This is a genomic window from Nocardioides sp. Z13_37 (assembly GCF_058355585.1).
Window position 1 is genome coordinate 279,242 of sequence record NZ_JBZGDV010000002.1, and the last position, 22,916, is coordinate 302,157.

At 73.4% G+C, this 22,916-nt stretch carries 21 protein-coding genes; 13 read left to right on the forward strand and 8 right to left on the reverse strand.

Going from position 1 to position 22,916, the window contains the following annotated elements; all coding sequences use genetic code 11:
• Positions 1 to 10: 10 nt before the first annotated feature.
• Complete coding sequence (locus tag AC4H2S_RS06300; RefSeq protein WP_491496120.1) at positions 11 to 250, reverse strand: helix-turn-helix domain-containing protein; 240 nt, start codon at positions 248 to 250, stop codon at positions 11 to 13.
• A 100-nt stretch (positions 251 to 350) separates the two neighbouring features.
• Here AC4H2S_RS06300 and AC4H2S_RS06305 point away from each other — a divergent pair, with 100 nt between their 5' ends.
• The 3 genes from AC4H2S_RS06305 to AC4H2S_RS06315 are packed head-to-tail and all read left to right on the forward strand — an operon-like array spanning position 351 to position 3,354.
• Positions 351 to 1,076, forward strand: a complete 726-nt coding sequence (locus AC4H2S_RS06305) for a CpaB family protein (protein WP_491496121.1) — start codon at positions 351 to 353, stop codon at positions 1,074 to 1,076.
• A 5-nt stretch (positions 1,077 to 1,081) separates the two neighbouring features.
• A complete protein-coding gene (locus AC4H2S_RS06310) occupies positions 1,082 to 2,401 on the forward strand; it encodes a CpaE/TadZ family protein (protein WP_491496122.1) in 1,320 nt (439 codons plus the stop codon).
• Between the two features lie 53 nt (positions 2,402 to 2,454).
• The gene (locus AC4H2S_RS06315) at positions 2,455 to 3,354 is read left to right on the forward strand and encodes a calcium-binding protein (protein WP_491496123.1); all 900 of its coding nucleotides are present in this window, start codon (positions 2,455 to 2,457) and stop codon (positions 3,352 to 3,354) included.
• Here AC4H2S_RS06315 and AC4H2S_RS06320 read toward each other — a convergent pair.
• Positions 3,317 to 4,660, reverse strand: coding sequence for a hypothetical protein (locus tag AC4H2S_RS06320; RefSeq protein ID WP_491496124.1), 1,344 nt, complete (start codon positions 4,658 to 4,660; stop codon positions 3,317 to 3,319). The two genes, AC4H2S_RS06315 and AC4H2S_RS06320, sit on opposite strands and share 38 nt — an antisense overlap.
• Positions 4,657 to 5,082, reverse strand: a complete 426-nt coding sequence (locus tag AC4H2S_RS06325; protein ID WP_491496125.1) for a hypothetical protein — start codon at positions 5,080 to 5,082, stop codon at positions 4,657 to 4,659. The genes AC4H2S_RS06320 and AC4H2S_RS06325 overlap by 4 nt, the downstream gene beginning before the upstream one ends.
• A gap of 110 nt (positions 5,083 to 5,192) precedes the next feature.
• On the opposite strand from AC4H2S_RS06325, the gene AC4H2S_RS06330 reads away from it, so the two are divergent.
• Genes AC4H2S_RS06330 through AC4H2S_RS06345 form a run of 4 tightly spaced genes read left to right on the forward strand, consistent with a single transcriptional unit; the run spans position 5,193 to position 8,907 of the window.
• Complete coding sequence (locus tag AC4H2S_RS06330) at positions 5,193 to 6,641, forward strand: WS/DGAT/MGAT family O-acyltransferase (RefSeq protein ID WP_491496126.1); 1,449 nt, start codon at positions 5,193 to 5,195, stop codon at positions 6,639 to 6,641.
• Complete coding sequence (locus AC4H2S_RS06335; RefSeq protein WP_491496127.1) at positions 6,638 to 6,982, forward strand: DUF6912 family protein; 345 nt, start codon at positions 6,638 to 6,640, stop codon at positions 6,980 to 6,982. Before AC4H2S_RS06330 ends, AC4H2S_RS06335 begins: the two co-directional genes overlap by 4 nt.
• 43 nt (positions 6,983 to 7,025) lie before the next feature.
• Positions 7,026 to 8,654: an L-glutamate gamma-semialdehyde dehydrogenase gene (gene pruA, locus AC4H2S_RS06340; RefSeq protein ID WP_491496128.1), complete on the forward strand. Its 1,629-nt coding sequence runs from the start codon at positions 7,026 to 7,028 to the stop codon at positions 8,652 to 8,654.
• A 37-nt stretch (positions 8,655 to 8,691) separates the two neighbouring features.
• A complete protein-coding gene (locus AC4H2S_RS06345) occupies positions 8,692 to 8,907 on the forward strand; it encodes a hypothetical protein (RefSeq protein ID WP_491496129.1) in 216 nt (71 codons plus the stop codon).
• Here AC4H2S_RS06345 and AC4H2S_RS06350 read toward each other — a convergent pair.
• Together AC4H2S_RS06350 and AC4H2S_RS06355 are read right to left on the reverse strand one after the other, a co-directional pair.
• Complete coding sequence (locus tag AC4H2S_RS06350) at positions 8,900 to 9,541, reverse strand: maleylpyruvate isomerase N-terminal domain-containing protein (protein ID WP_491496130.1); 642 nt, start codon at positions 9,539 to 9,541, stop codon at positions 8,900 to 8,902. The genes AC4H2S_RS06345 and AC4H2S_RS06350 overlap by 8 nt on opposite strands.
• Entirely contained in the window at positions 9,538 to 10,011 is a 474-nt protein-coding gene (locus AC4H2S_RS06355; protein ID WP_491496131.1) for a DUF2505 domain-containing protein, read from the reverse strand. Before AC4H2S_RS06355 ends, AC4H2S_RS06350 begins: the two co-directional genes overlap by 4 nt.
• 180 nt (positions 10,012 to 10,191) lie before the next feature.
• On the opposite strand from AC4H2S_RS06355, the gene AC4H2S_RS06360 reads away from it, so the two are divergent.
• Positions 10,192 to 15,045, forward strand: a complete 4,854-nt coding sequence (locus tag AC4H2S_RS06360) for an NAD-glutamate dehydrogenase (RefSeq protein ID WP_491496132.1) — start codon at positions 10,192 to 10,194, stop codon at positions 15,043 to 15,045.
• Between the two features lie 47 nt (positions 15,046 to 15,092).
• Here AC4H2S_RS06360 and AC4H2S_RS06365 read toward each other — a convergent pair whose 3' ends face one another.
• A complete protein-coding gene (locus AC4H2S_RS06365; RefSeq protein WP_491496133.1) occupies positions 15,093 to 15,599 on the reverse strand; it encodes a cupin domain-containing protein in 507 nt (168 codons plus the stop codon).
• A gap of 59 nt (positions 15,600 to 15,658) precedes the next feature.
• On the opposite strand from AC4H2S_RS06365, the gene AC4H2S_RS06370 reads away from it, so the two are divergent.
• Complete coding sequence (locus AC4H2S_RS06370) at positions 15,659 to 16,321, forward strand: TetR/AcrR family transcriptional regulator (protein WP_491496134.1); 663 nt, start codon at positions 15,659 to 15,661, stop codon at positions 16,319 to 16,321.
• Here the strand turns inward: AC4H2S_RS06370 and AC4H2S_RS06375 are convergent.
• Both AC4H2S_RS06375 and AC4H2S_RS06380 read right to left on the reverse strand, forming a co-directional pair.
• Positions 16,307 to 17,077 carry a sulfite exporter TauE/SafE family protein gene (locus tag AC4H2S_RS06375; protein ID WP_491496135.1) on the reverse strand — a complete coding sequence of 257 codons (771 nt, stop codon included), beginning with the start codon at positions 17,075 to 17,077 and terminating at the stop codon, positions 16,307 to 16,309. The two genes, AC4H2S_RS06370 and AC4H2S_RS06375, sit on opposite strands and share 15 nt — an antisense overlap.
• Positions 17,074 to 17,781: a FadR/GntR family transcriptional regulator gene (locus AC4H2S_RS06380; RefSeq protein WP_491496136.1), complete on the reverse strand. Its 708-nt coding sequence runs from the start codon at positions 17,779 to 17,781 to the stop codon at positions 17,074 to 17,076. Before AC4H2S_RS06380 ends, AC4H2S_RS06375 begins: the two co-directional genes overlap by 4 nt.
• 120 nt (positions 17,782 to 17,901) lie before the next feature.
• Here AC4H2S_RS06380 and AC4H2S_RS06385 point away from each other — a divergent pair, with 120 nt between their 5' ends.
• From AC4H2S_RS06385 to AC4H2S_RS06400, 4 genes are read left to right on the forward strand one after another with little or no spacing between them, the layout of a single operon-like run.
• Entirely contained in the window at positions 17,902 to 19,221 is a 1,320-nt protein-coding gene (locus AC4H2S_RS06385; RefSeq protein WP_491496137.1) for an SLC13 family permease, read from the forward strand.
• Positions 19,222 to 19,229: 8 nt separating this feature from the next.
• Positions 19,230 to 20,450, forward strand: coding sequence for a CaiB/BaiF CoA transferase family protein (locus AC4H2S_RS06390; protein WP_491496138.1), 1,221 nt, complete (start codon positions 19,230 to 19,232; stop codon positions 20,448 to 20,450).
• Entirely contained in the window at positions 20,447 to 21,925 is a 1,479-nt protein-coding gene (locus AC4H2S_RS06395) for a carboxyl transferase domain-containing protein (RefSeq protein WP_491496139.1), read from the forward strand. The genes AC4H2S_RS06390 and AC4H2S_RS06395 overlap by 4 nt, the downstream gene beginning before the upstream one ends.
• 58 nt (positions 21,926 to 21,983) lie before the next feature.
• Positions 21,984 to 22,883 (forward strand): alpha/beta fold hydrolase, encoded by a 900-nt coding sequence (locus AC4H2S_RS06400; protein WP_491496140.1) that lies wholly within the window; start codon positions 21,984 to 21,986, stop codon positions 22,881 to 22,883.
• Positions 22,884 to 22,916: the final 33 nt, after the last annotated feature.

Sequence of the window (22,916 nt, forward strand, 5' to 3'; positions counted from 1 at the left end):
CGGTCGGTGGTCAGTCGGTGTCGGCCTCGACGTCGACGAAGGGGTGCTGGTCGACGAACGTGCGGGTCTCGGCGTACATGCGCTGGATGAACTCCTCGAGCTGCACCCGCTCGACGCGCCACTGGCCGCGTCCGCCGATCTTGATCGCGGGGAGGTCGCCGCGGCGGACCAGCGCGTAGACCTGCGCGCCCGAGGTGTTGAGCACCTCGGCGACGTCGGCGAGCGTCAGGAAGCGGGGGTCGTCGGCCATGGGCCCATCGTGCCACCGCCCGTCCGGCGCCCGCCGTTGCCCGGCCGTGGCCTGTGGAGGGACAGGTGTGAAGTCCGGCGTCTGGGGCAATGATGGCGTCGTGCCTCGGACCACGTCTCGGACCACCTCCCGCAGCATCGCCCGCCACGCGCCACCGGCCGCCCCGGCGGGCGAGCGCGCGGTCGGCGTGCCGGCGGCCACCCGGGCCGCCACGCCAGGGTGGCGCGACCCCCGCCTCTGGGTCGGGGTCGTGCTCGTGACGGGCTCGGTGGTGGCGGGCGCTCGGCTGCTCTCCGGAGCCGACGACATGACCGCGGTGTGGTCGGCCTCGGGCGACCTGGTGGCGGGGCAGACGCTGACGGCGGGCGACCTCGAGGCGACGCTGGTGCGCTTCGACGACGCGGCCGACCACGACCGCTACCTCGCCGTCGACGACGAGCTGCCCGCAGCGCTGACCCTGACCCGGGCCCTGGCGGCCGGGGAGCTGGTGCCGGCCTCGGCGCTGGGGGAGGAGACAGCGGGCGACACGGTGTCGCTCTCGATCGCGGTCGCGGCCGAGCACGTGCCCACCGACCTGGTCCGGGGCTCGCGGGTCGACGTGTGGGTGGTGCCCGAGCCCGGCCTGGCCCAGCGGCGTGCCCGCGCGGCCGCCGAGCTGGTGCTCGGCGACGTGGTGGTTCTCGACGCGCCCGTGGTGTCGGATGCGTTCGCCTCCGCGACGGCGCGCCAGCTCGTCCTGGCGGTGCCCGAGGCCGACGACGAGGCACTGGGCACGGTGCTGGCGGCCGTCGGTGACGACCGGCTGCGCGTGGTCGGGCGGGGCTGATCGCCGTGATCTGCGTGCTGCTGCTCGCGGCGGGCGAGCCGTGGGAGTCGCCGGCACTGGCCGACCTCGAGGCCCACCCGGGGGTGGTGGTGCTCAAGCGCTGCGTCGACGTCGACGACCTGCTCGCGGCCGTCACCAGCGGCCAGGCCGACGTCGCCGTGGTGTCGCTCGACGCCCCGGGCCTCGACCCGGCGAGCGTCGCGCACCTGCGCCGCCACGCCGTGCACCCCGTCGCCGTCACCTCGGCCCTCCCCGAGGACCTCGACGCGCGCGAGCACGCCGCGCGCCTCGGCATCGGCGCGCTCGTCGGCCGCGGCGAGCTGGCGACGCTGCCGCGGGTCGTCACCACGCTCGACGACGTCGACACCCGGGCGGGGGAGGGCTCGGCGCTCCTGCCCGACCCGCCCGACGCGGGACCCGGCGCCGCGGCGGACGCCTCGGGCCGGGTCGTGGTGGTGTGGGGTCCGGCCGGCGCCCCCGGCCGCACGACCGTCGCGACCAGCCTGGCATCGGAGGTCGCGCGTCGCGGTGCGGTGGTGGTGCTCGCCGACCTCGACCCCTACGGCGGCGCCGTCGCCCAACAGCTGGGGATCCTCGACGAGGTCTCCGGGCTGCTCTCGGCCTCCCGTCTCGCGGCAGCGGGCCAGCTCGACGAGCGGTTCGCGTCGGTGTGCCGGGGTGTCGGCGAGCACCTCGCCGTGGTCACCGGGTTGCCTCGCGCCGACCGGTGGCGCGAGGTGAGGGCGGCTCAGGTCGACCGGCTGCTCGAGCGGGCCCGGGCCCACGGCGAGGTCGTGGTCGACACCGGCTTCAGCCTCGAGGACGAGACCGGCTCCGACCTCAGCGGCCGGCCGGGGCGCAACGCCCTCACCCTGGCCGCACTGGAGCAGGCCGACGAGGTCGTCGTCGTCGGGTCGGCCGACCCGGTCGGCCTGACCCGGCTCGCCCGGGCGCTGGTCGACCTGCGCGAGCGCTCGGGGAGCACGCCGGTGCGCGTCGTCGTCAACCGCATGCGCTCCTCCATCGGGTGGTCGGAGAGGGAGATCGCGGGCATGGTCGAGGGCTTCAGCAGGGTCGCCGGCCTGCACTTCCTCCCCGACGACCGGGCCGGGCTCGACCGGGCGCTGGTCAGCGGCCGTGCCGTCGTCGACCTCGGCGACTCCCCGCTGGTCCAGGGCGTGGGGGCGCTGGCCGACGCGGTGTTCCCCGACCACGCGATCGACGGTGCCCCGGCCGCGGGCCACGGCTCGCGGCCGCATCGCTGGCGCACCCGCCGCGACCTCGGGCCGGGGCGCGGCAGGCGCTCCGCGCCGCGCGGTGAGTGATCGCCTGACGGCAACCGTCTGTAATAGATCAAGAATTGACGTAGGTTGGTCGAATGTCACGTCAACTGCGACTCGCCACCACCGCGAGCCTGATCGTCGTCCTGGCAGCCGGGCCGGCGTGGTCGGCCAAGCTCACCAAGGGCACCACCGGCGACGACGTCATCCGCGGCAAGAACCGCGCCGACCGGATCATGGCGATCGGCGGCGCCGACAAGGTGACGGGGCGGGGTGGCAACGACACCATCTACGCCGGCAAGGGCCACGACACCGTGGCCGGTGACGACGGGGACGACTGGATCACGCTCCAGCCCGGCAACGACTGGGCGGCTGGCGGGCTGGGCAACGACTCGATCGACGGGGGCCAGGGCGACGACCTGATCTACGGCGGCGAGGGCGACGACAAGCTGACGGCCGGCGCCGGCAACGACGTGGTCCACGGCGAGGCCGGCAACGACCTCGTCGGCGGCGGCGCGGGCGACGACCGGCTCTTCGGCGGCGACGGCATCGACAAGCACATCGGCAACGACGGCGACGACTGGATCGACGCCGGTCCCGGCGACGACGGCGCGATCCAGGGCGGCCCCGGCAACGACGTGCTGATCGACGGCGAGGGCGACGACGTCAAGATCAAGGGCGACGAGGGCGACGACACCGTCTTCCTCGGCCCCGGCGCCGACAAGGTGTTCACCGAGCAGGGCAACGACACGATCTACGTGCTGCCCGACGGCCAGCGCGACAAGATCCACTGCGACGACCCGACGCAGGGCGACAACGGCAACGCCGACCGGGTGGTCTTCGTCGGCTGGCGCGACCCGGCCGACGTGATCGACTACCGCGGGTCCTGCGAGATCGTCACGGTGACGGACGTCCTGCCCGAGGGCTGGCCCTACGGGCCGGTGCCGCCGCAGCGGGTCGTCATGCCGCGAACAGCAGGTACAGACCTCCCGCGGTGAAGCAGACCATGGCGGCGAGCAACGGCAGCTGACCGGTCAGCTGGTGTCGCCGCGGCAGCAGCTTGATGGCGCGGTCGTGGGCCGCGACGACACCCACGACGTGGCCGAGGGTGACCGCAAGGACCTTGGTGACCGCGAGGAACGTCGGGTGCGAGGAGAGCCAGTAGTCGACCTGGAGGTCGGCCGTGCCGAGGTAGTTGTCGCCGCGGCTGAAGGGGTCGCTCAGCTGGATGAGCGTCTGCTGGCCGTACTCGACGAAGTAGGTCAGGTAGTGGGCGACGATGTAGCCCACGATGATCGGCACGACCGAGTGCGCGAACAGGTCGGGCAGCGCCCGCCGGGGCGTGTCGCTGGTGACGCCCGTGGCCATCGTGGCGATCGTCAGCACGAGGGCGACTCCCGCGGAGAACGCGATGAGCGCCAGGGTGTCCGGCCACACCCGCGAGCCGGAGAGCGACTGCACGAGCTTGAGCCACGGCGTCGACTCGCGGAAGGAGTCGAACGCGGTGCTGCCGAAGAGCACGCCCACCACCGCGACCAGGCCGGGGCGCGGCACCACGGTGTCGAGGTTGGCGAGCGGGCTGCGCAGCACCAGCACGCCGTCGCGGCGTCCCCAGATCGAGAGCTTGGCGACCAGCGAGGAGTAGACCTCGAAGGGGTCGGCACGAGCGAGGAACGTGGTGCCCCACAGCGCCGACCCGATGAACATGGTGCCGAGGTAGGCCGCGAACCACAGCCGGACCGGGCCCACGTCGGTCGAGTAGGGGAAGACCAGCTCGAGCCAGACGAAGGCGAAGAGCCCGGCGGCCGCCGGCCAGTATCCGAGCCGGGCGGGGTAGGCGTAGAGCCCCTGGCCCTCGGGCACGCCGGAGACCCTGGCGAACACCATGCTGATGGTCCGGGCCGGGCTGACCGCCTTGAAGACCGGCCCGAGGAGCAGCGAGGCCGGCACGATGCCGACCCACAGCAGCACGTAGACCGTGCCCAGGAACGGGTTGATCAGGGTGTCCTGGCCGAACACGGCCGCCGCGCCGACGTAGAGGAAGAACGCCATGCCCAGCACGCGGGCGGTCACCGCGAGGGCGCGGGAGGACACCAGCCGGTCGAGCCACGCCGGGGCGGGCCGGCCGCTGGTGGCGGCGTCGTAGCGCGGCTCGCGCCAGGCCACCGCCAGCACGGTGAAGGAGACGACGAGCGCGGCGACCGCGCCGGCGATCGCCAGCTCGGAGGGGATCGGCAGGTCCTTCGCGCCGCCCAGGCCGTGCGCAGAGATCGCTCCGCCCACGCCGGAGGGCCCCGCGCTCACCGGACTTCGAGCTGGAGCAGGACGATGTCCGGGTCGTGGCTCTCGACCTCGACGACGCCGGGCCGGTCGATGGTGATCTCGTGCTCCGAGGTGCCCTCGTCGTAGGAGATCTCCTGCTCGGGGGTGCTGTGGACGTGCAGCTCACCGGGCTCGTCGGCGTCGATCGTCAGGACCAGGGTCTGCCCCACCTCCAGCTCGACGCGCTCCCCGTTGGGGGTGAAGGTGTCACCCTCCCGCGTCACCGACACGGCCGCGGCGCCGGACTCCGACGAGGACTCCGACGAGGCATCGGGCGACGAGGACGAGGCGGAGGAGGACCCGGACGGCGACGACGAGGCGTCGTCGTCACCGCCGCACGCCGTGAGCGACACGGCGAGGACGAGCACGACTGGGGTGAGGCGCGCGAGGACGCGACCGGACACGGACATCTCCTTCAGCGGGTGGCGGACAGGCAGCGGCCGGCGCGGACGCCGGCTCGCGGCCTCTGTCAGAATCCCATGCGGGACAAAGATCATCGACGAGAGGGCATCACATGAGTGAGCGGCTCCGGCCGCGGGACCTGGCGATCCTGGCCGCCGAGTCCCCCACGACGCCCATGCACAACGCCACGGTGGAGATCTTCGACCCGGCTGACTCCGGATTCGACCACGACCGGCTGGTCCAGCTGATCGCCGACCGGATCGCGTTCGTCCCGCGCTACCGCCAGCGCCTCCAGCTCGTGCCCGGGCGGCTGGCCAACCCGGCCTGGGTCGACGACGAGAACTTCGACCTCGGCTACCACGTACGCCGCTCGGCACTGCCACGCCCGGGCTCGATGGACCAGCTCCGCGAGCTCGTCGCGCGCATCGCCTCGCGTCCCCTCGACCGCAGCCGCCCGCTCTGGGAGTGCTACTTCGTCGAGGGGCTCGAGCACGGCCGGGTCGCCCTGCTCACCAAGAGCCACCAGATCCTCGTGGACGGCCGCGAGACCGTCGACATCGGCCAGGTGCTGCTCGACACCTCGCCCGACCGGTCGCCGCTCGGGCACGACGAGTGGCGCCCGCGCCGCCCCCCGGGCCCCGTGGCCGCGGCGTTCGACGCCGTCACCGACACCCTCGAGAGCCCGCGCACCCTCTGGATGACGACCCGCGCCAACGCCGAGTCGCTGGGCCGCGCGGCGACCGCGTCGGGTGCCCGGGTGGCCGAGGTGGCCAGCGCGCTCGCCGGCCGCGGGCCGGTCCACGCCACCCCGGTGCACCGGAGGCTGTCCCAGCAGCGCCGCTTCGTGACCGTGCACACCGAGCTCGCCGACTACCGGGCGATCCGCGAGGTGCACGGCGGCACGGTCAACGACGTCATCCTCGCCACGCTGGCCGGCGGCCTCCGCGGCTGGCTGATGGCGCGCACCGAGTCGCTGAGCGGGCTGCGGACGATCAAGGCGATCGTGCCGATGTCGGTCATCGACGACGAGCTCGAGCCGACCTCGCTCGGCACCCAGATCACCGGCCACCTCGTCAACCTGCCGATCGGCGAGCCCAGCCCCGTGGTGCGTCTCCACCAGGTCAGCTACGACCTGCGCGCCCACCGCGACAACGGCCGCAACGTCTCGGCGCGGCGGCTCTCCGGCATCGCCGGCTTCGCGCCGACGACCTTCCACGCGCTCGGGTCGCGGCTCGCCGTCGCCGAGATGCGGCGCGGCTTCCACATCTCGGTCACCAACGTCCCCGGACCGCAGTTTCCCCTCTACGCCGACGGCGCCCGGATGCTCGAGTCCTACCCCGTGCACCCGTTGCTGCCCGACCACCCGATCGCCATCGGGGTCACGTCCTACGACGGCGGGGTGTTCTACGGCATCACCACCGACCGCGACGCCGTGCCCGACGCCGACGTGCTCGCCCAGAGCGTGTGCGATGCCCTCGACGAGCTCAAGGACTCCGCCTCCGACACCCGCCCGCGTGCCCCGCGCGGTCGCAAGAAGGCCACGCGGAAGGCGACGACGTGACCCGGCGCTACGTCCCGTCGACGCTCCCGCGCCTGGCCGAGGACTGGGAGGCGGACGGCCCGCGCACGACCGACGCGGTCGTGGCCGCCGACGACGGCGAGGAGAGCGAGTACGCCGCCCTGATGACCGCCGCGGACGCCTCGGCCGAGCTGGTGGCCGGGCTGCCCGACGGCAGGCGGAGGCGGGTCGTGGTGGTCGTCGAGACGGCCGCGGCGGACGGACCGGTCCGGTGGCGCGACGTGGTCGCCGTGCACGTCGACACCGACGACGACGCCGATGCCGACGACGACCTCGCGTGGTGGGCGACCCAGGAGATCGGCGACCTGCTCACCTCGTGCTGACGGCCGCTTGGATGCCCCCCGGCGTCTCTGAGACGATCACCGCATGGACGCGATCACCTTTCCTCCGGCTCCCACCAACGAGCCGAACCTGACCTACGCGCCCGGCACCGCGGAGCGAGAGACCCTCGTGACGGAGCTGGCGCGGCTGGAGACGCAGCAGCGGCCGTTGCCGGCCGTGATCGGCGGCGAGCGCCGTGACGGCGGTGGCGCGGAGATCGAGGTCGTGCAGCCCCACGACCACGCCCACGTGCTGGGCACGCTGCGCAACGCGACCACGAAGGACGCCGAGGACGCGATCGCGGCGGCCGCCGAGGCCGCGCCGGGCTGGCGGGGGATGCCGTTCGACGAGCGGTGCGCGATCATCCTGAAGGCCGCCGACCTGCTGGCCGGGCCGTGGCGGCAGCGGCTCAACGCCGCGACGATGCTGGGGCAGTCGAAGACGGCGGTGCAGGCCGAGATCGACGCGGCGTGCGAGCTGATCGACTTCTGGCGCTTCAACGTCCACTACGCCAAGCAGATCCTCACCGACCAGCCGATCGCCAACAGCCCCGGCATCTGGAACCGCACCGACCACCGCCCCCTGGAGGGCTTCGTCTACGCGATCACGCCGTTCAACTTCACCGCCATCGCGGGCAACCTGCCCACCGCCCCGGCGCTGATGGGCAACACGGTGATCTGGAAGCCGTCGCCGACCCAGCAGCTCGCCGCGTCGCTGACGATGGAGCTGCTCGAGGAGGCGGGGATGCCGCCCGGCGTCATCAACATGCTCCCCGGCGACGGCCTCGACGTCTCGACGGTGGCGCTGGCGCACCGCGACCTGGCGGGCATCCACTTCACCGGCTCCACCCCGACGTTCCAGCACCTGTGGCGCACGGTGGGGGAGAACATCGCGGGCTACCGCGCCTACCCGCGCATCGTGGGCGAGACCGGCGGCAAGGACTTCATCGTCGCCCACCCCAGCGCCGACCCCGACGTGCTGCGGGTGGCGATGATCCGTGGCGCGTTCGAGTTCCAGGGCCAGAAGTGCTCGGCGGCCTCGCGGGCCTACGTCCCGCGCTCGGTGTGGGCGAAGATCAAGGACCAGCTCATCGCCGACACCGAGGCGCTCACGATGGGCGACGTGACCGACCTGTCCAACTTCATGGGCGCGGTGATCGACGACCGTGCCTTCGCCAAGCACAAGAAGGCCATCGAGCGGGCCCGGGCGACCGACGGGCTCGACATCCTGGCCGGCGGCCAGGTGGACGACTCCGTGGGCTGGTTCGTCCGGCCGACGATCGTGCAGGGCGGCGACCCGACCGACGAGATGTTCAGCACCGAGTACTTCGGGCCGATCCTCACCGTGCACGTCTACGACGACGCCGACTTCGAGTCGGTGGTGGCGCAGATGGAGTCGTTCGCGCCGTACGCCCTGACCGGCGCGATCATCGCCCAGGACCGCTCCGCGATCGCGTGGGCGCGCAAGACGCTGCGCTTCGCTGCCGGCAACTTCTACGTCAACGACAAGCCCACCGGTGCCGTGGTCGGGCAGCAGCCCTTCGGCGGGGGCCGGGCGTCGGGCACCAACGACAAGGCCGGCGCCGCGGTCAACCTGCTGCGCTGGACCTCGCCGCGCTCGATCAAGGAGACCTTCGTCCCCCCGACCGACCACCGCTACCCCCACCAGGGCTGACGTCTCGTCCCTCGGGCGGATGGGGGAGAATGGGGTCGTGCTCGACCCCGTCCTCCCCCTCCGGCCCCTGTGGCACATGGGGGCCCTGCACCCCTACGAGCAGGCGCTGACGCTGCTGCTGGCGTTCGGCCCGTTCCTGCTGCTCGGGCTGGTGCTGTGGTGGCGTCGCCGCGAGGACGACCGGGCCGAGTCGCGCGACGACTCCGGGCAGCCGGAGACGCCCACCTCCTCCGGGAGCGAGCGGCTCAGCTGAAGACCGGGACGGTCAGTCCCGCGAGGTCGCGGTGCTCCGCGGCACTCGGCTCGGAGCGCCCGGTGCCCACCAGCGCCACCCGCCGGTCCGGCCAGTCCGCGAGCGGCCGGCCGAGGAGTGCCTCGACCACCCGCCGCACCTCCGCGAGCCCCGGGTCGGTGGGACCGTCGGCGTCGAGGTGCGCGACCAGGTCGGCGTGGTGGAGGGTCGCCTCGACCGCCAGCGTGCTCGCGAGGTCGTCGGCGCGCAGCGCGTGCCCCTGCGTCGCCAGCACGGCGCCGTCCGGCACGGAGTCGAGCGCCTGCCGGGCCGCGGCAGCAGCCTCGAGGTAGCGCCCGCGCAGGTCGGCGAACCCGTGGAGGCCCGCCTCGACCCGTGTCGTGCGCCGGGTGCGCTCGTCGGACTCCGGGTCGGCTCCCCACGAGCGCCAGTAGGCGACGGCGTCGCAGTCGGCGTCGCGCTGCGCCGGCGTGTGGGCCGCGACGAGGCCGCGGACGGCGTCGGCGTGCAGGTGCCACACGAGGTCGCGCACGGTCCAGCCCAGGCAGCCCGTCGGCACCCAGGCGTCCTCCTCGCGCAGGCCCGCGACGACGCCCGCGAGGGCGTCGTACGACGCGGCGAGCGGGCTGCTCACCGCGAGGCGAGCCACTCGACGCCGGTGCGGTGCTCGGCGTCGAGCGCCTTGAGGAGCAGGTCGCCGACGAGGCCCTCGATCTTGCCGCCGACCAGCGGCAGGCGCACGGTGACCTCGAGGTCGACGCGCTGGGTGGTGCGCCCGCCCGACTCGGTGAGCGTCGCCGTGCCGGACATCTCGCCCGGCTTGCCCGGGATCGTGACCTCGATGTCGGCGTGCTCGGGGGAGCGCCAGGTCTCGACCTGCACGATGCGGATCTCGTCGCCGACCAGCTTGGTCGCGAACGACGGCAGGCCGGAGGCGGACTGCACCTGGTCGAGGGTCACCACCCCGTCCGCGACCACGACGCTGCCCCGCACGACCTTCATCCGCTCGAGCACCCGCTCGCGGAACGCCGGGTCGGTGAGCATCCCCCACACCTCCTCGATCGAGGCGTCGTAGGTGATGTCCTTGACCACGCGCTTGCCCATCCCTGGGTCCTCCCGGTGCTCGTACGAGCGGTCGCGACGGCGTCCCGACCGGTGACCCATCATGGCTGACGGGGCGCTCCGCGGCGAGGACGGTGGCCTGCGCACGCCCCGGACGGCTCGCGAGCGCGGGGGCACGGCCCCGTGTTGTGACGGTCACATCGCGCGACCTAGGGTCGATGCGTGGCCACGCCTGAGGAGACCAAGGACCAGCAGCTCGACGCGGCGACCGCGGACCGGCCGGAGTGGGGCGACCTGCTGCGGGCCTACTACCGCCACGTCGCTCCGGAGGAGGTCGCCGAGCGGTCGCCGGACGACCTGCTCGGCGCCGTGGCGTCGCACCGCGAGCTCGCCTCGTCGCGACCGCAGGGCACCGCCGCCGTACGCGTGGTCACCCCCACGATCGCCGGCTCCGGCTGGTCGGCGTCGGGCCGCTCCGTCGTCGAGGTGGTCACCGACGACATGCCCTTCCTCGTCGACTCCGTGACGATGGAGCTCAACCGGCTCGGACACACCGTGCACGCGGTGGTCCACCCCCAGCTGGCCGTCGAGCGCGACATCACCGGCACCCTCCAGCACGTGCACGCCCACGAGCCGCAGGCCTCGACCACCGAGGACACCGAGTCCTGGATGCACCTCGAGATCGACCGCACCGACGACGAGGAGGCCGCCGAGATCACCGAGGCGCTGCAGCGGGTGCTGCGCGACGTGCGCGAGTCGGTCGAGGACTGGCAGAAGATGCACGCCCAGGCCCTCGCCGTGGTCGCCGAGCTCGACCAGACGCCGCCGCCGCTGCCGGCGGAGGAGCTGCGCCAGGGCCGCGACTTCCTCACCTGGCTGGCCGACGACCACTTCACGTTCCTGGGCTACCGCGAGTACCAGCTCGAGGCCGAGGAGGGTGCCCCCGACGAGTGCGGGCTGCGCGCCGTGCCGGGCTCGGGGCTGGGCATCCTGCGCCACGACCAGGACCTGTCGTCGTCGTTCGCCAAGCTGCCGCCGCTCGTCAAGGCCAAGGCCCGGGAGAAGAAGCTGCTGGTGCTGGCCAAGGCCAACTCGCGCGCCACCGTGCACCGTCCGGCCTACCTCGACTACGTCGGCGTGAAGACGTTCGGCCCCGACGGCGAGGTCGTCGGGGAGCGCCGCTTCCTCGGCCTGTTCTCCAGCGCCGCCTACACCGAGTCGGTCACCCGCATCCCGGTGCTGCGCGAGAAGGTCACCGAGGTGATGCGCCACGCCGGCTTCGACCCGCGCAGCCACGCGGGCAAGGCGCTGATGGACACCTTGGAGAACTACCCCCGCGACGAGCTCTTCCACACCTCGCCCGACGAGCTGGCCCCGGTCGCGCAGGACGTGATGAGCGCCCGCGAGCGCCGCCAGCTGCGGGCGTTCGTGCGCCGCGACACCTACGGGCGCTACGTCTCCGTCCTCGTCTACCTCCCGCGCGACCGCTACAGCACCGCCGTGCGCGAGCGGTTCTCCGACATCCTGCGCGAGCAGCTCGGCGGCGAGCACGTCGAGTTCACCGCCCGGGTCAACGAGTCGACGACCGCCCGGGTGCACTTCGTGGTGCACCCGCCCAAGGGCGCGCAGGTGCCCGAGATCGACGTGCCCGACCTCGAGCGGCGGCTGATGGAGGCCTCGCGCTCGTGGCGCGACGACTTCGTGGCGGCCGTCGTCGCCGAGTACGGCGTCGACCAGGGGTCGACGCTGGCGCGGGCGTGGTCCGAGGCGTTCCCCGAGGCCTACAAGGAGGACTACCGGCCCCAGCGCGGCTCCGCCGACCTCGGCCGCATCGAGGCCATCCAGGGCGAGGTCGGCATCGACCTCGCGCTCTTCGACCAGGACGAGGTCCGCGGCACCTACCGCCGGGGCGAGTCGCGCCTCAAGGTCTTCCGCGTGGGCGAGCCCCTGTCGTTGAGCGCGATGCTGCCGATGCTCACCTCGATGGGCGTCGAGGTCGTCGACGAGCGGCCCTACGAGCTCAGCGGGCTCGCGCGCCCGTCGTTCATCTACGAGTTCGGCCTGCGCCACGGCCGGGTGCTCGCCCCCCGCGAGCGCACGTTGTTCGCCGAGGCGCTGCGGGCGGTGTGGGACGGCTACAACGAGATCGACGGCTTCAACCAGCTCGTCCTCGCGGCCGGGCTGACCTGGCGCCAGGCCACCGTGCTGCGGGCGTACGCGAAGTACCTCAAGCAGGGCAACTCACCCTTCGCCCTCGACTACATCGAGGAGGCGCTGCGCAGCAACGTCGACATCACCCGCCTGCTCGTCGAGCTCTTCGAGTCGCGCTTCGACCCCGGTCGCGGCGACCGGGCGCTCGAGCACGACGCGGAGGCGCGCGTGACCAAGGTGGAGGCGGTGGAGGAGCGGCTGGCCAAGGCCCTCGACGACGTGGTCAGCCTCGACCACGACCGCATCCTGCGCTCCTACCGCACGCTGATCCGCGCGACGCTGCGCACCAACTTCTTCCAGCGCTCCGCCGACGGGGACGTCCACCCCTACATCTCGTTCAAGCTCGAGCCCTCGGCCATCCCCGAGCTGCCCGAGCCGCGGCCGCGCTTCGAGATCTTCGTCTACAGCCCGCGCGTCGAGGGCTCGCACCTGCGCTTCGGCGCGGTCGCGCGCGGCGGCCTGCGCTGGTCGGACCGTCGCGACGACTTCCGCACCGAGGTGCTGGGCCTGGTCAAGGCGCAGATGGTGAAGAACACCGTCATCGTCCCGGTGGGGGCGAAGGGGGCGTTCTTCTGCAAGCAGCTCCCCGACCCCGCCGACCGCGACGCGTGGCTGGCCGAGGGCGTGGCCTGCTACAAGACCTTCATCTCCGGCCTGCTCGACATCACCGACAACCTCGTCGACGGCCGGACGGTGCCGCCCCCCGAGGTGGTGCGCCACGACGGCGACGACTCCTACCTCGTCGTCGCGGCCGACAAGGGCACCGCGACGTTCTCCGACATCGCCAACGGCGTGGCCAAGGACTACGGCTTCTGGCTGGGCGACGCCTTCGCCTCCGGCGGGTCGGTGGGCTACGACCACAAGGCGATGGGCATCACCGCCCGCGGCGCGTGGGTCTCGGTCCAGCGGCACTTCCGCGAGATGGGCGTCGACTGCCAGGCCGAGGACTTCACCGCGGTGGGCATCGGCGACATGTCCGGCGACGTCTTCGGCAACGGCATGCTCTGCTCCGAGCACACCCGGCTGGTGGCGGCGTTCGACCACCGCGACATCTTCCTCGACCCCTCGCCCGACGCCGCGACGTCGTACGCCGAGCGGCGCCGGCTCTTCGAGCTGCCGAGGTCGAGCTGGCGCGACTACGACACCACCCTCATCTCCGAGGGCGGCGGGGTGTGGCCCCGGTCGGCCAAGTCGATCCCGGTGTCCGCGCAGGTGCGCCAGGTGCTCGGGCTGGGCGCCGACGTCACCGCGCTCACCCCGGCCGAGCTGATGAAGGCGATCCTGCTCGCGCCGGTCGACCTGCTCTGGAACGGCGGCATCGGCACCTACGTGAAGTCGTCGGAGGAGAGCAACGCCGACGCCGGCGACAAGGCCAACGACGCGATCCGCGTCAACGGCGAGGACCTGCGGGCCCGCTGCGTGGGGGAGGGCGGCAACCTCGGCTTCACCCAGCTCGGTCGCGTCGAGTACGCCCGGTTCGGCGTCAACGGCGACGGCGGGCGGATCAACACCGACTTCATCGACAACTCCGCCGGCGTGGACACCTCCGACCACGAGGTCAACATCAAGATCCTGCTCGACCGCGTGGTGCGGTCGGGGGCGATGGACGAGGACGCCCGCAACACGCTGCTCGCCGAGATGACCGACGAGGTCGGCGAGCTGGTCCTGCGCGACAACTACGAGCAGAACCTCGCGCTCGCCAACGCCCAGGCGCACGCGCCGTCGCTGCTGCACGTGCACGAGGACTGGATGCGCGCGCTGGAGCGCCGCGGCGTGCTCAACCGCGAGCTCGAAGGGCTGCCCAGCACCCGTCAGGTCCGCCGCCGCCTCGACCGCAAGCAGGCGCTGTCGACGCCCGAGCTCTCGGTGCTGCTGGCGTGGACCAAGATCGTGCTGGCCGAGGAGCTCATCGACTCCGACCTGCCGGACGACCCCTACCTGCGCGAGGACCTCCTGGCCTACTTCCCGAGCCGCATGAAGCCCGACCTCGAGGCGGCCATCGAGGACCACCCGCTGCGGCGCCAGATCATCGTGACGCAGGTGGTCAACGACCTGGTCAACGGCGCCGGGATGACGTTCTGGCCTCGGCTACAGGGCGAGACCGGCGCCAGCCCGGCCGACCTGACCCGGGCCAACTTCGTCGCCCGCGAGATCTTCGGCTCGCTGCCGCTGCGCCAGGAGATCGCCGCGCTCGACAACCAGGTGCCCGCGGAGCGGCAGACCCGGATGCGCATCGAGATGCGCACCCTCGTCGAGCGCGCGTCGCGCTGGCTGGTCACCAACCGGCGGCCCCCGCTCGACTCGAGCGCCACCGTCGAGTTCTTCCGCGAGCGCGTGCAGACGGTCATGGCCGAGCTGCCGGGGATCATGAGCGGTCGCGAGCTCGAGGACTACCAGGCGCGCGAGAAACGCCTGACCGACCAGGGCGTCCCCGCCGACCTGGCCTCCCGGGTGGCGGTGCTGGCCTCGGCCTACGCGCTGCTCGGCATCGTCGAGACCGCCGACCGGCTCGACCTCGACCCCGTCGAGGTGGCCCGGGTGCACTTCGCCCTCGGCGAGCGGTTGGGGCTGCCGGCCATGGTGGAGCGGATCTTCGGCCTGCCGCGCGACGACCGGTGGCAGACGATGGCGCGGGCGGCGGTGCGCGACGACCTCTACGGTGTGCACCAGCAGCTCACGGCCCAGGTGCTCGAGTCGACCGACGCCGGCGACCCGGCACCGGTCCGCGTGGCGGCCTGGGAGGAGGACGACGCGCAGCTGATCGGCCGGGCGGCCAAGACGCTCGAGGAGATCTGCCGCGAGGAGAGCGCCGAGCTGGCGCGCCTGTCGGTCGGCCTCCGGGTGGTGCGCGGCCTGCTGTCCTGAGGAGGGCAACCCATCCGGCGGGCGGGTCGCTCACTGCGGCCCGCCGCTCAGTCCGGCGGGATCGGCGCTCCCACGACCTCGAGTCCGTAGCGCGGGCCGACCTCGTTCCACCGCGCGATCTCCTCGTCCATCGCGCGGCCCTCCCCGTCCCCGGGGATGCGCATCGCAGCGGCCGGCACACCCACCTCGTCGTAGAGCGCGAGCAGGTGGCCGGGCTCGGTGAGGGCGAGGTAGCGCACGGGCCCCTCGCCGCGGGTGCGGAAGGCGTGTGGGATCCCCTTCGGCAGGTGGATGAAGCAGCCCGGGGTGAGCTCGTACGTCTCGTCGCCGGCGCGATAGGTCATCTCGCCCTCCAGCAGGAAGAACGCCTCCGCCTCGCGCGTGTGGCGGTGCAGCGGCGTGGCGATGCCCGGCGGCTGGGTCACCGTGGCGATCCCGAGCCGTCCGCCGGACTCGTCGGGGACCAGGAGGTGCTCGAAGAGCGACCCCATCGCCCAGGTGGCGTGGTGGGCCTGGCCCGGGCGTCGCATGACCACGGTGGCCTGGTCGGACATGATGCCTCCCGATATTGAGCCGAAAGTGTTTCGGATCAATATCGGCTAACGTAGACCTCGTGTCGTCCGAGGGCAAGACCCGCGCGTACGACGGGTCGGCCCGCCGCGCCCGCGCCGAGCGGACCCGCGCCCGGGTGCTCGCCTCCGCGCGCCGGCTGTTCGTCGAGCACGGCTACGCCGCCACGTCCGTCAGCGAGATCGCGCGCGCGGCGGACGTCTCGGTGGACACCGTCTACACGGCCGTCGGCCGCAAGCCCGAGATCCTCCTCGTCGTGGTCGACATGGTGCTGGCCTCCTCCGACCGTCCCCTGCCCGCGGGGGAGCGCGACTACGTCCGCGCGGTGCAGGAGGCGCCGTCGGCCGTCGCCAAGCTCGAGACCTACGCCGCCGCGCTCGGGCGGCTGATGCCCACCGTGGCGCCGCTGCTGCTCGCCCTGCGCGACGCCGGCCTCACCGACGTCGCCTGCGCCGCCACCTGGCGGCACGTGGTCGAGCGCCGCGCCGCCAACATGCTGCTGCTGGCCGCCGACCTGCGGGCGACCGGGTCGGTGCGCGACGACCTCACCGACGAGCAGGTGGCCGACCTGGTCTGGTCGACCAACAGCCCGGAGTGGTTCGCCGCCTGGACCTCGCGCGGGCGCTCGCCCGACGACTACGCCGCGACCCTGGCCGACCTGTGGACCCGCACGATCCTGGCGCGTGACGGCTCAGAAGAGCAGTAGCGCGGCCACGACGCCCGCCACGACGACGGCGCCCCGGAACACCGCGTCCGGGAGCTTGCGGCCGATGCGGGCACCGACGTAGCCGCCGACCAGCGAGCCGGCCGCCAGCAGCACCACGACGTCCCAGCGCGGGTCGGCCACGACCACGAAGATCGCGCCCGCGACGACGTTGCCGACCATCAGCGACAGCGTCTTGAGGCCGTTGACGATGCGGAGCTCGAGGTCGGTGCCGATGCCGAGCACGGCCACCATCATCACCCCGGCGCCGGCGCCGAAGTAGCCGCCGTAGACGCCGGTGATCGTGGCGAAGAACGTGGTCAGGGGCGACATGTGGCGGCGCTCGGCCGGCGCGACGCCGTGCCGGGCCTCGTGGCGCGCCCGCAGCCAGGCCGCGATCCGGGGCTGGATGCCGACGAGCACGCAGGTGAAGAGGATGAGGTAGGGGACGATCGCCTCGAAGACGCCCGGCGGGAGCCCCAGCAGGAGGGCGGCGCCGAGGATCGCGCCGAGGCCGCAGACGACCATGATCACGTACGCCACGCGCCCCGCCTCCCTGACCTCCTGGCGGTAGCCGACGACCCCGCCGAGGCCGCCGGGGATGAGCCCGAGGGTGTTGGACACGTTGGCCGTCACCGGGGGCAGCCCGAGCGCGACGAGGACGGGGAAGCTCAGCAGGGACGCGACGCCGACGGTGGACGACAGCACGCCCGCCCCGAGCCCGGTCGCGACGACCAGGGCCACCTCCGCGGGACTCACCGCTGCTCGCGGAGCAGGGCGACGTCGCTGACCAGCGCCACGTGGGCGTGCATCGCCTCGGCCGCGCCCGCCGCGTCCTGGGCGCGGATCGCCTCGGCGATCGCGCGGTGGCCGGCCAGCGAGTCCTGCGGGCGGCCGGGCTGGCCGAGCGACTCCAGCCGGGTCTCCTTGACGAGGTCGGCGATCTCGTCCATCAGCCGGGCCAGCAGCAGGGAGTGGGAGGCGGCGGTGACGGCGCCGTGGAAGCGCTCGTCGCCCTCCACGCCGCGCCCGCCCGCCTCGATGTCGGCCGCCATCGAGGCGAGGGCGTCGTCGATGCGCGCGAGGTCGTCGTCGGTGCGGCGCACGGCGGCGAGCGAGGCGATCTTGGTCTCGAGGGCGTCGCGGGTCTCGATGATCTCGGGCAGTCGGTCGGCGTGGCTGCGGATCGCGTCGACGATGCGGCTCGTCGTGCGGTGCCGGGCGGTGACGACGGTCCCGTCGCCGTGGCGCACCTCGACCACCCCGATCACCTCGAGCGCGACGAGCGCCTGGCTCAGCGTGGCCCGGCTGACGCCGAGGCGCTGGGCCAGCTCGCGCTCGGGCGGGAGCCGGTCGCCGGCCGTCAGCCCGTTGTCGTCGATCCACGCGGAGATCTGCCCGGCGACCTGCTCGTAGAGACGCGTGCGGAGCAGGCGCTGGGGGAACTCGGACGACGCGGACATGGGACCAGCCTATTGACGATCCGGCTCATTGCCCTATTGGCTAGGCCACTGAGCCGCGCTGTGACCAGGGCCACCCCCCGAGGCCCCGCCGTGCCGCCCTCGACTCGGAAGGGGACCGCAATGGGTCCGGAATGGATTGCGATCATCGCGCTGGTCGCGTTGTTCGTGGTCGGCACGGTGCTGCCGATCAACATGGGAGCGCTGGCCTACGTGGCCGCGTGGTTCGTGGGCATGTACGCGCTCGACCTCGACGAGAAGGAGATCCTGGCCGGCGTCAGCGGCGACCTGATCCTGACGCTGATCGGTGTCACCTACCTGTTCGCGATCGCGCGCAACAACGGCACCGTCGACCTGATCGTGCGGACGGCCGTGCGCGCCGTCGGCGGCCGCGTGGCGCTGATCCCGTGGGTGATGTTCGCCGTCACCGGCGTCCTCACCGGCATCGGCGCGGTCAGCCCCGCCGCGTGCGCGATCATCGGCCCCATCGCGCTGGGCTTCGCCGGGCGCTACGGCATCAGCCCGCTGATGATGGGCATGTTCGTCGTCCACGGCGCCCAGGCCGGCGGCTTCTCACCGATCAGCATCTACGGCGTCATCACCAACTCGGTGATGGAGGACGCCGGCCTGCCGTCCAGCGAGATCACCGTCTTCCTCGCGAGCCTGGTGGTCAACACGGTGATGGCCGCGATCCTCTTCCTGGCCCTCGGCGGCCGGAAGCTCATGTCGATGCGGATCGACCCGGACGACGACGACACGCTCTCCGACGACCTGCACCGCGGCGGCGTGACGGTGCCGGCGCGCGGCATGGGCGCGACCGCCCCGGTCGGCACCCAGGCCCAGGGCGTGCGCCGCGACCAGGTGCTCACCCTGCTCGCCTTCGTCGGCGTGGCCCTGGTGGCGCTCGTCTTCGACAAGAACATCGGCTTCGTCGCCATCACGGCCGCGGTCATCCTCGCGATGCTCGCGCCCAACGAGCACAAGGACGCCATCCGCCAGGTGGCCTGGCCCACCGTGCTCCTCGTCGCGGGCGTCAGCACCTACGCCACCATCCTCACCACCGCGGGCTCGCCGGAGTTCGTCGGCAGCTGGGCCGCCGGCCTCGGCGCGGCCGCCATCGGCGCCCTCGTCCTGTGCTACGTCGGCGGTGTCGTGTCGGCGTTCGCCTCGTCCACCGCGCTGCTGCCGGTGATCATCCCGATCGCCGTGCCGCTCATCGCGGACGGCGGCATCAACGCGGCGATGTTCGTCGCGGCCCTCGCCGTCGCCTCGACCATCGTCGACGTCAGCCCCTTCTCGACCAACGGCGCGCTGATGCTCGCCAACAAGCCCGACACGATCGAGGAGCCGGTCTACTACAAGCAGATCCTCACCTACGCCGTGATCGTCACCCTGGCCGGGCCGCTGCTCGTCTGGGCCGCCCTCGTCCTCCCCGGATGGTGAACACCGACATGACCGACACGACCGCATCCCCGACCGCATCCTCGACCGGAGCCCCGGCCGGCCCGCTGTCCGACCTCCTCGTCGTCGACCTCACCCGCGCGCTCGCCGGCCCGCACGCCACCCAGATGCTCGGCGACCTCGGCGCGCGGGTGATCAAGGTGGAGGCGCCCGGCAGCGGCGACGACACCCGCGGCTGGGGACCGCCGTTCGTCGGCGAGCCCGACGCCCGCCAGTCGACCTACTTCCTGTGCACCAACCGCAACAAGGAGTCCATCGCGCTCGACCTGAAGGACGAGGTCGACAAGGACGTGCTGGTCGGCCTCGTGGAGCGTGCCGACGTGCTGGTCGAGAACTTCCGCACCGGCGTCCTGGAGCGCCTGGGCCTCGGCATCAAGGAGCTGATGCGCCGCAACCCGCGCCTCGTCGTGCTGTCCATCACCGGGTTCGGCCACGACGGCCCCGAGGGCGGTCGCGCCGGCTACGACCAGATCGCCCAGGGCGAGGCGGGCCTGATGTCGCTCACCGGGTCGGGCCCCGACGACCCGCAGCGCGTCGGCGTGCCCATCGCCGACCTGCTGTCGGGGATGTACGGCGCCTACGGCGTGCTCGCCGCGCTCCACGAGCGCGAGCGCACCGGCAAGGGCACCGTCGTGCGTACGTCGCTGCTCGCCTCGGTGGTCGGGGTGCACGCCTTCCAGGGCACCCGCTGGACCGTGGCCGGCGAGGTCGGGCGCGCCCAGGGCAACCACCACCCCTCGATCGCCCCCTACGGGCTGTTCCACTGCCGCGACGGAGCAGTGCAGATCGCGCTGGGCAGCGAAGGGCTGTGGAAGCGGTTCTGCGAGGGCTTCGGGCTCGACCCCGAGGCCGAGGGGATGGCCACCAACGGCGAGCGGGTCGCCCGGCGCGAGGAGGTCATCGAGGTGGTCGAGCGGGCCTTCGCCGACTGGGACGCCGAGCCGCTGCTCGCCCGGCTCGCCGAGGTCGGCGTGCCCGCGGGCAAGGTGCGCACCCTCGACGAGGTCTACGAGTGGGACCAGGTCGCCAGCCAGGGGCTGCTCGTCGACGTCGCGCACCCCACCCTCGGCGACATCACCCTGCCCGGCCCGCCCCTGCGGTTCTTCGACGCCGAGGGCACCGAGGTCACCCGGCGCGACCACGTCGCCCCGCCGCTGCTCGACCAGCACGCCGACGAGATCCGCACGTGGGTCGGCGGGGGCGGCGCGTGACGCCAGACGCGACGGCCAGGCGCTGGACGTCCCACGAGCTGCTCGACCTGGTGCTCGACGCGGGCACCTTCGCCTCGTGGGACTCACCCGTCGACCTGTCCTACGCCGACGCGGCCTACCGCGCCGAGCTCGAGGCCGCCGCCGCGCGGGCCGGCACCGACGAGTCGGTGGTCACCGGGAGCGGGCTGGTGCGCGGGCGCCCCGTCGCGGTCGTGGTCAACGAGTTCGCCTTCCTGGCCGGGTCGATCGGCCGCGCCGCCGCCGACCGGATCACCGCGGCCGTGCGCCGCGCGACCGCCGAGGGACTGCCGCTGCTGGCGAGCACCGCCTCCGGGGGCACCCGGATGCAGGAGGGCACGCCCGCCTTCGTGCGGATGGTCGAGATCACCCGCGCCCTGATGGACCACCGGAGCGCCGGGCTGCCCTACCTCGTGCACCTGCGGCACCCCACGACCGGAGGCGTCTACGCCTCGTGGGGCTCGCTGGGCCACGTGACGGTCGCCGAGCCCGGCGCCCTGATCGGCTTCCTCGGGCCCAAGGTCTACGCCGGCCTCCACGGCCGGCCGTTCCGCCCGGGCGTCCAGGTCGCCGAGCACCTGGCTGCCGCCGGCGTCATCGACGGCGTGGTGGCCGCCGACGACCTGCCCGCGATGGTCGACAGCGCGCTCGCGGTGCTGGTCGACGGCCCCGGCGCCGGCGGGCTGCCGCTGCGGGCGGCGCGCCCGGTCGGCGACCACCCGGTCGGCGACCACGCGGCGTGGGACAGCGTCGAGCACACCCGTCGTCCGGACCGGGCCGGCGTGCGCGACCTCCTGGCCCACGGTGCCACCGGCACCCTGCAGCTGCGCGGCACCGACGAGGGCGAGCGCGACTCCACCGTGCTGGTCGCCCTGACCCGCCTCGACGACCAGCCGTGCGTCGTCATCGGCCAGGACCGCTCGCGGCAGGTCCCGGGGCACGCGATGGGCCCCGGCGCGCTGCGCGAGGCGCGGCGCGGGATGCGACTGGCCGAGGAGCTCGGACTGCCGCTGGTCAGCGTCATCGACACCCCCGGCGCCGAGCTGTCGCCCGAGGCCGAGGAGCGCGCCATCGCCGGCGAGATCGCCCGCTGCATCGCCACGCTGACCACGATGACGGTGCCGACCGTGTCGGTGCTGCTGGGGCAGGGCTGCGGGGGAGGCGCGCTCGCCTTCCTGCCCGCGCGGTCGGTGATCGCCACCGAGCACGCGTGGCTCGCGCCGCTCCCGCCCGAGGGTGCCAGCCTGATCGTGCACGGCGACACCGCCCACGCGCCCGAGATGGCCGCACGGCATCGGATCCGGGCCGCCGACCTGCTGGCCGACGGGGTGGTGCAGCACCTGGTGCCCGAGGTCGAGGGGGAGTCGCCGCGCGAGCTCGCCGTGGCGGTCGCGGCCGAGATCGGCGCGCGGCTGCGCGAGCTGACCGCGCGAAGGGGTCGAGTAGGCGCGTCCTGACCGCGCGAAGGGGTCGAGTCGGCGCGTCCTGACCGGGGGACCTGTGCGACGATCCGGCATGACCTCCCAGGCTGAGCTGCTGACCCTGCCCGACGGCCGGCGGCTGGAGTACCTCACCGGCGGCGCCCCCGACGGCGTCGCGCTCGTCTACCACTCCGGCACCCCGAGCGCCGCGGTCCTCGACCCGGCCCTGTGGGACGCGGCCGGGCGCGCAGGCCTCCGGCTGGTGACGTGCTCGCGCCCGGGCTACGGCGCCTCCACGCCGCGGCCGACGCCGGAGGGCTGGCCGGTGCCCCTCGTCGCCGACGCCGACGACACCGCGGCCCTGCTCGACCACCTCGGGATCGACGAGTTCGTCACGCTCGGCCACTCCGGTGGCGGGCCGCGCGCGCTGGCGTGCGCGGCGACCATGCCGCAGCGGTGCCGGGCGGTGGCCTCGCTCGCGGGCGTCGCGCCCTTCAACGCGGCGGGACTCGACTGGAGCGCCGGGATGGGCCCGGAGAACCTCCGCGACTTCGCGGCCGCGGCGTCCGGTCGCGAGGCCTACCTCCCGATCGCCGCCGAGCAGGCCGCCGAGCTCGGCGCGGTGACGTCCGACGACATCGTCGCCGCCTTCGGTGGGCTGGTCGACGAGGTCGACGCCGCCGCGCTGACGGGCGAGTTCGCCGAGGTGGTCGCCGCCTCGTTCCGCCACGCCATGGCGCAGGGCCCCGGCGGCCTGGTGGAGGACACCCTGCAGGTCGTGCGGCCCTGGGGCTTCGACGTCGCCGAGCTCACCGTGCCCACCTCGGTCTGGCAGGGCGCCCACGACAAGATGGTGCCCTTCGAGCACGGGCGCTGGCTGGCGGACGCGATCCCGGGCGCGCGGGCGCACCTGTTCGACGACGAGGGGCACATCTCGCTGGTCGCGAGGAACGAGGAGATCCTCGCCGACCTGCGCGACCTCGCCGGCCTCTGACGGCCTCTGACGGCTCTGACGGCCTCGGCCAGC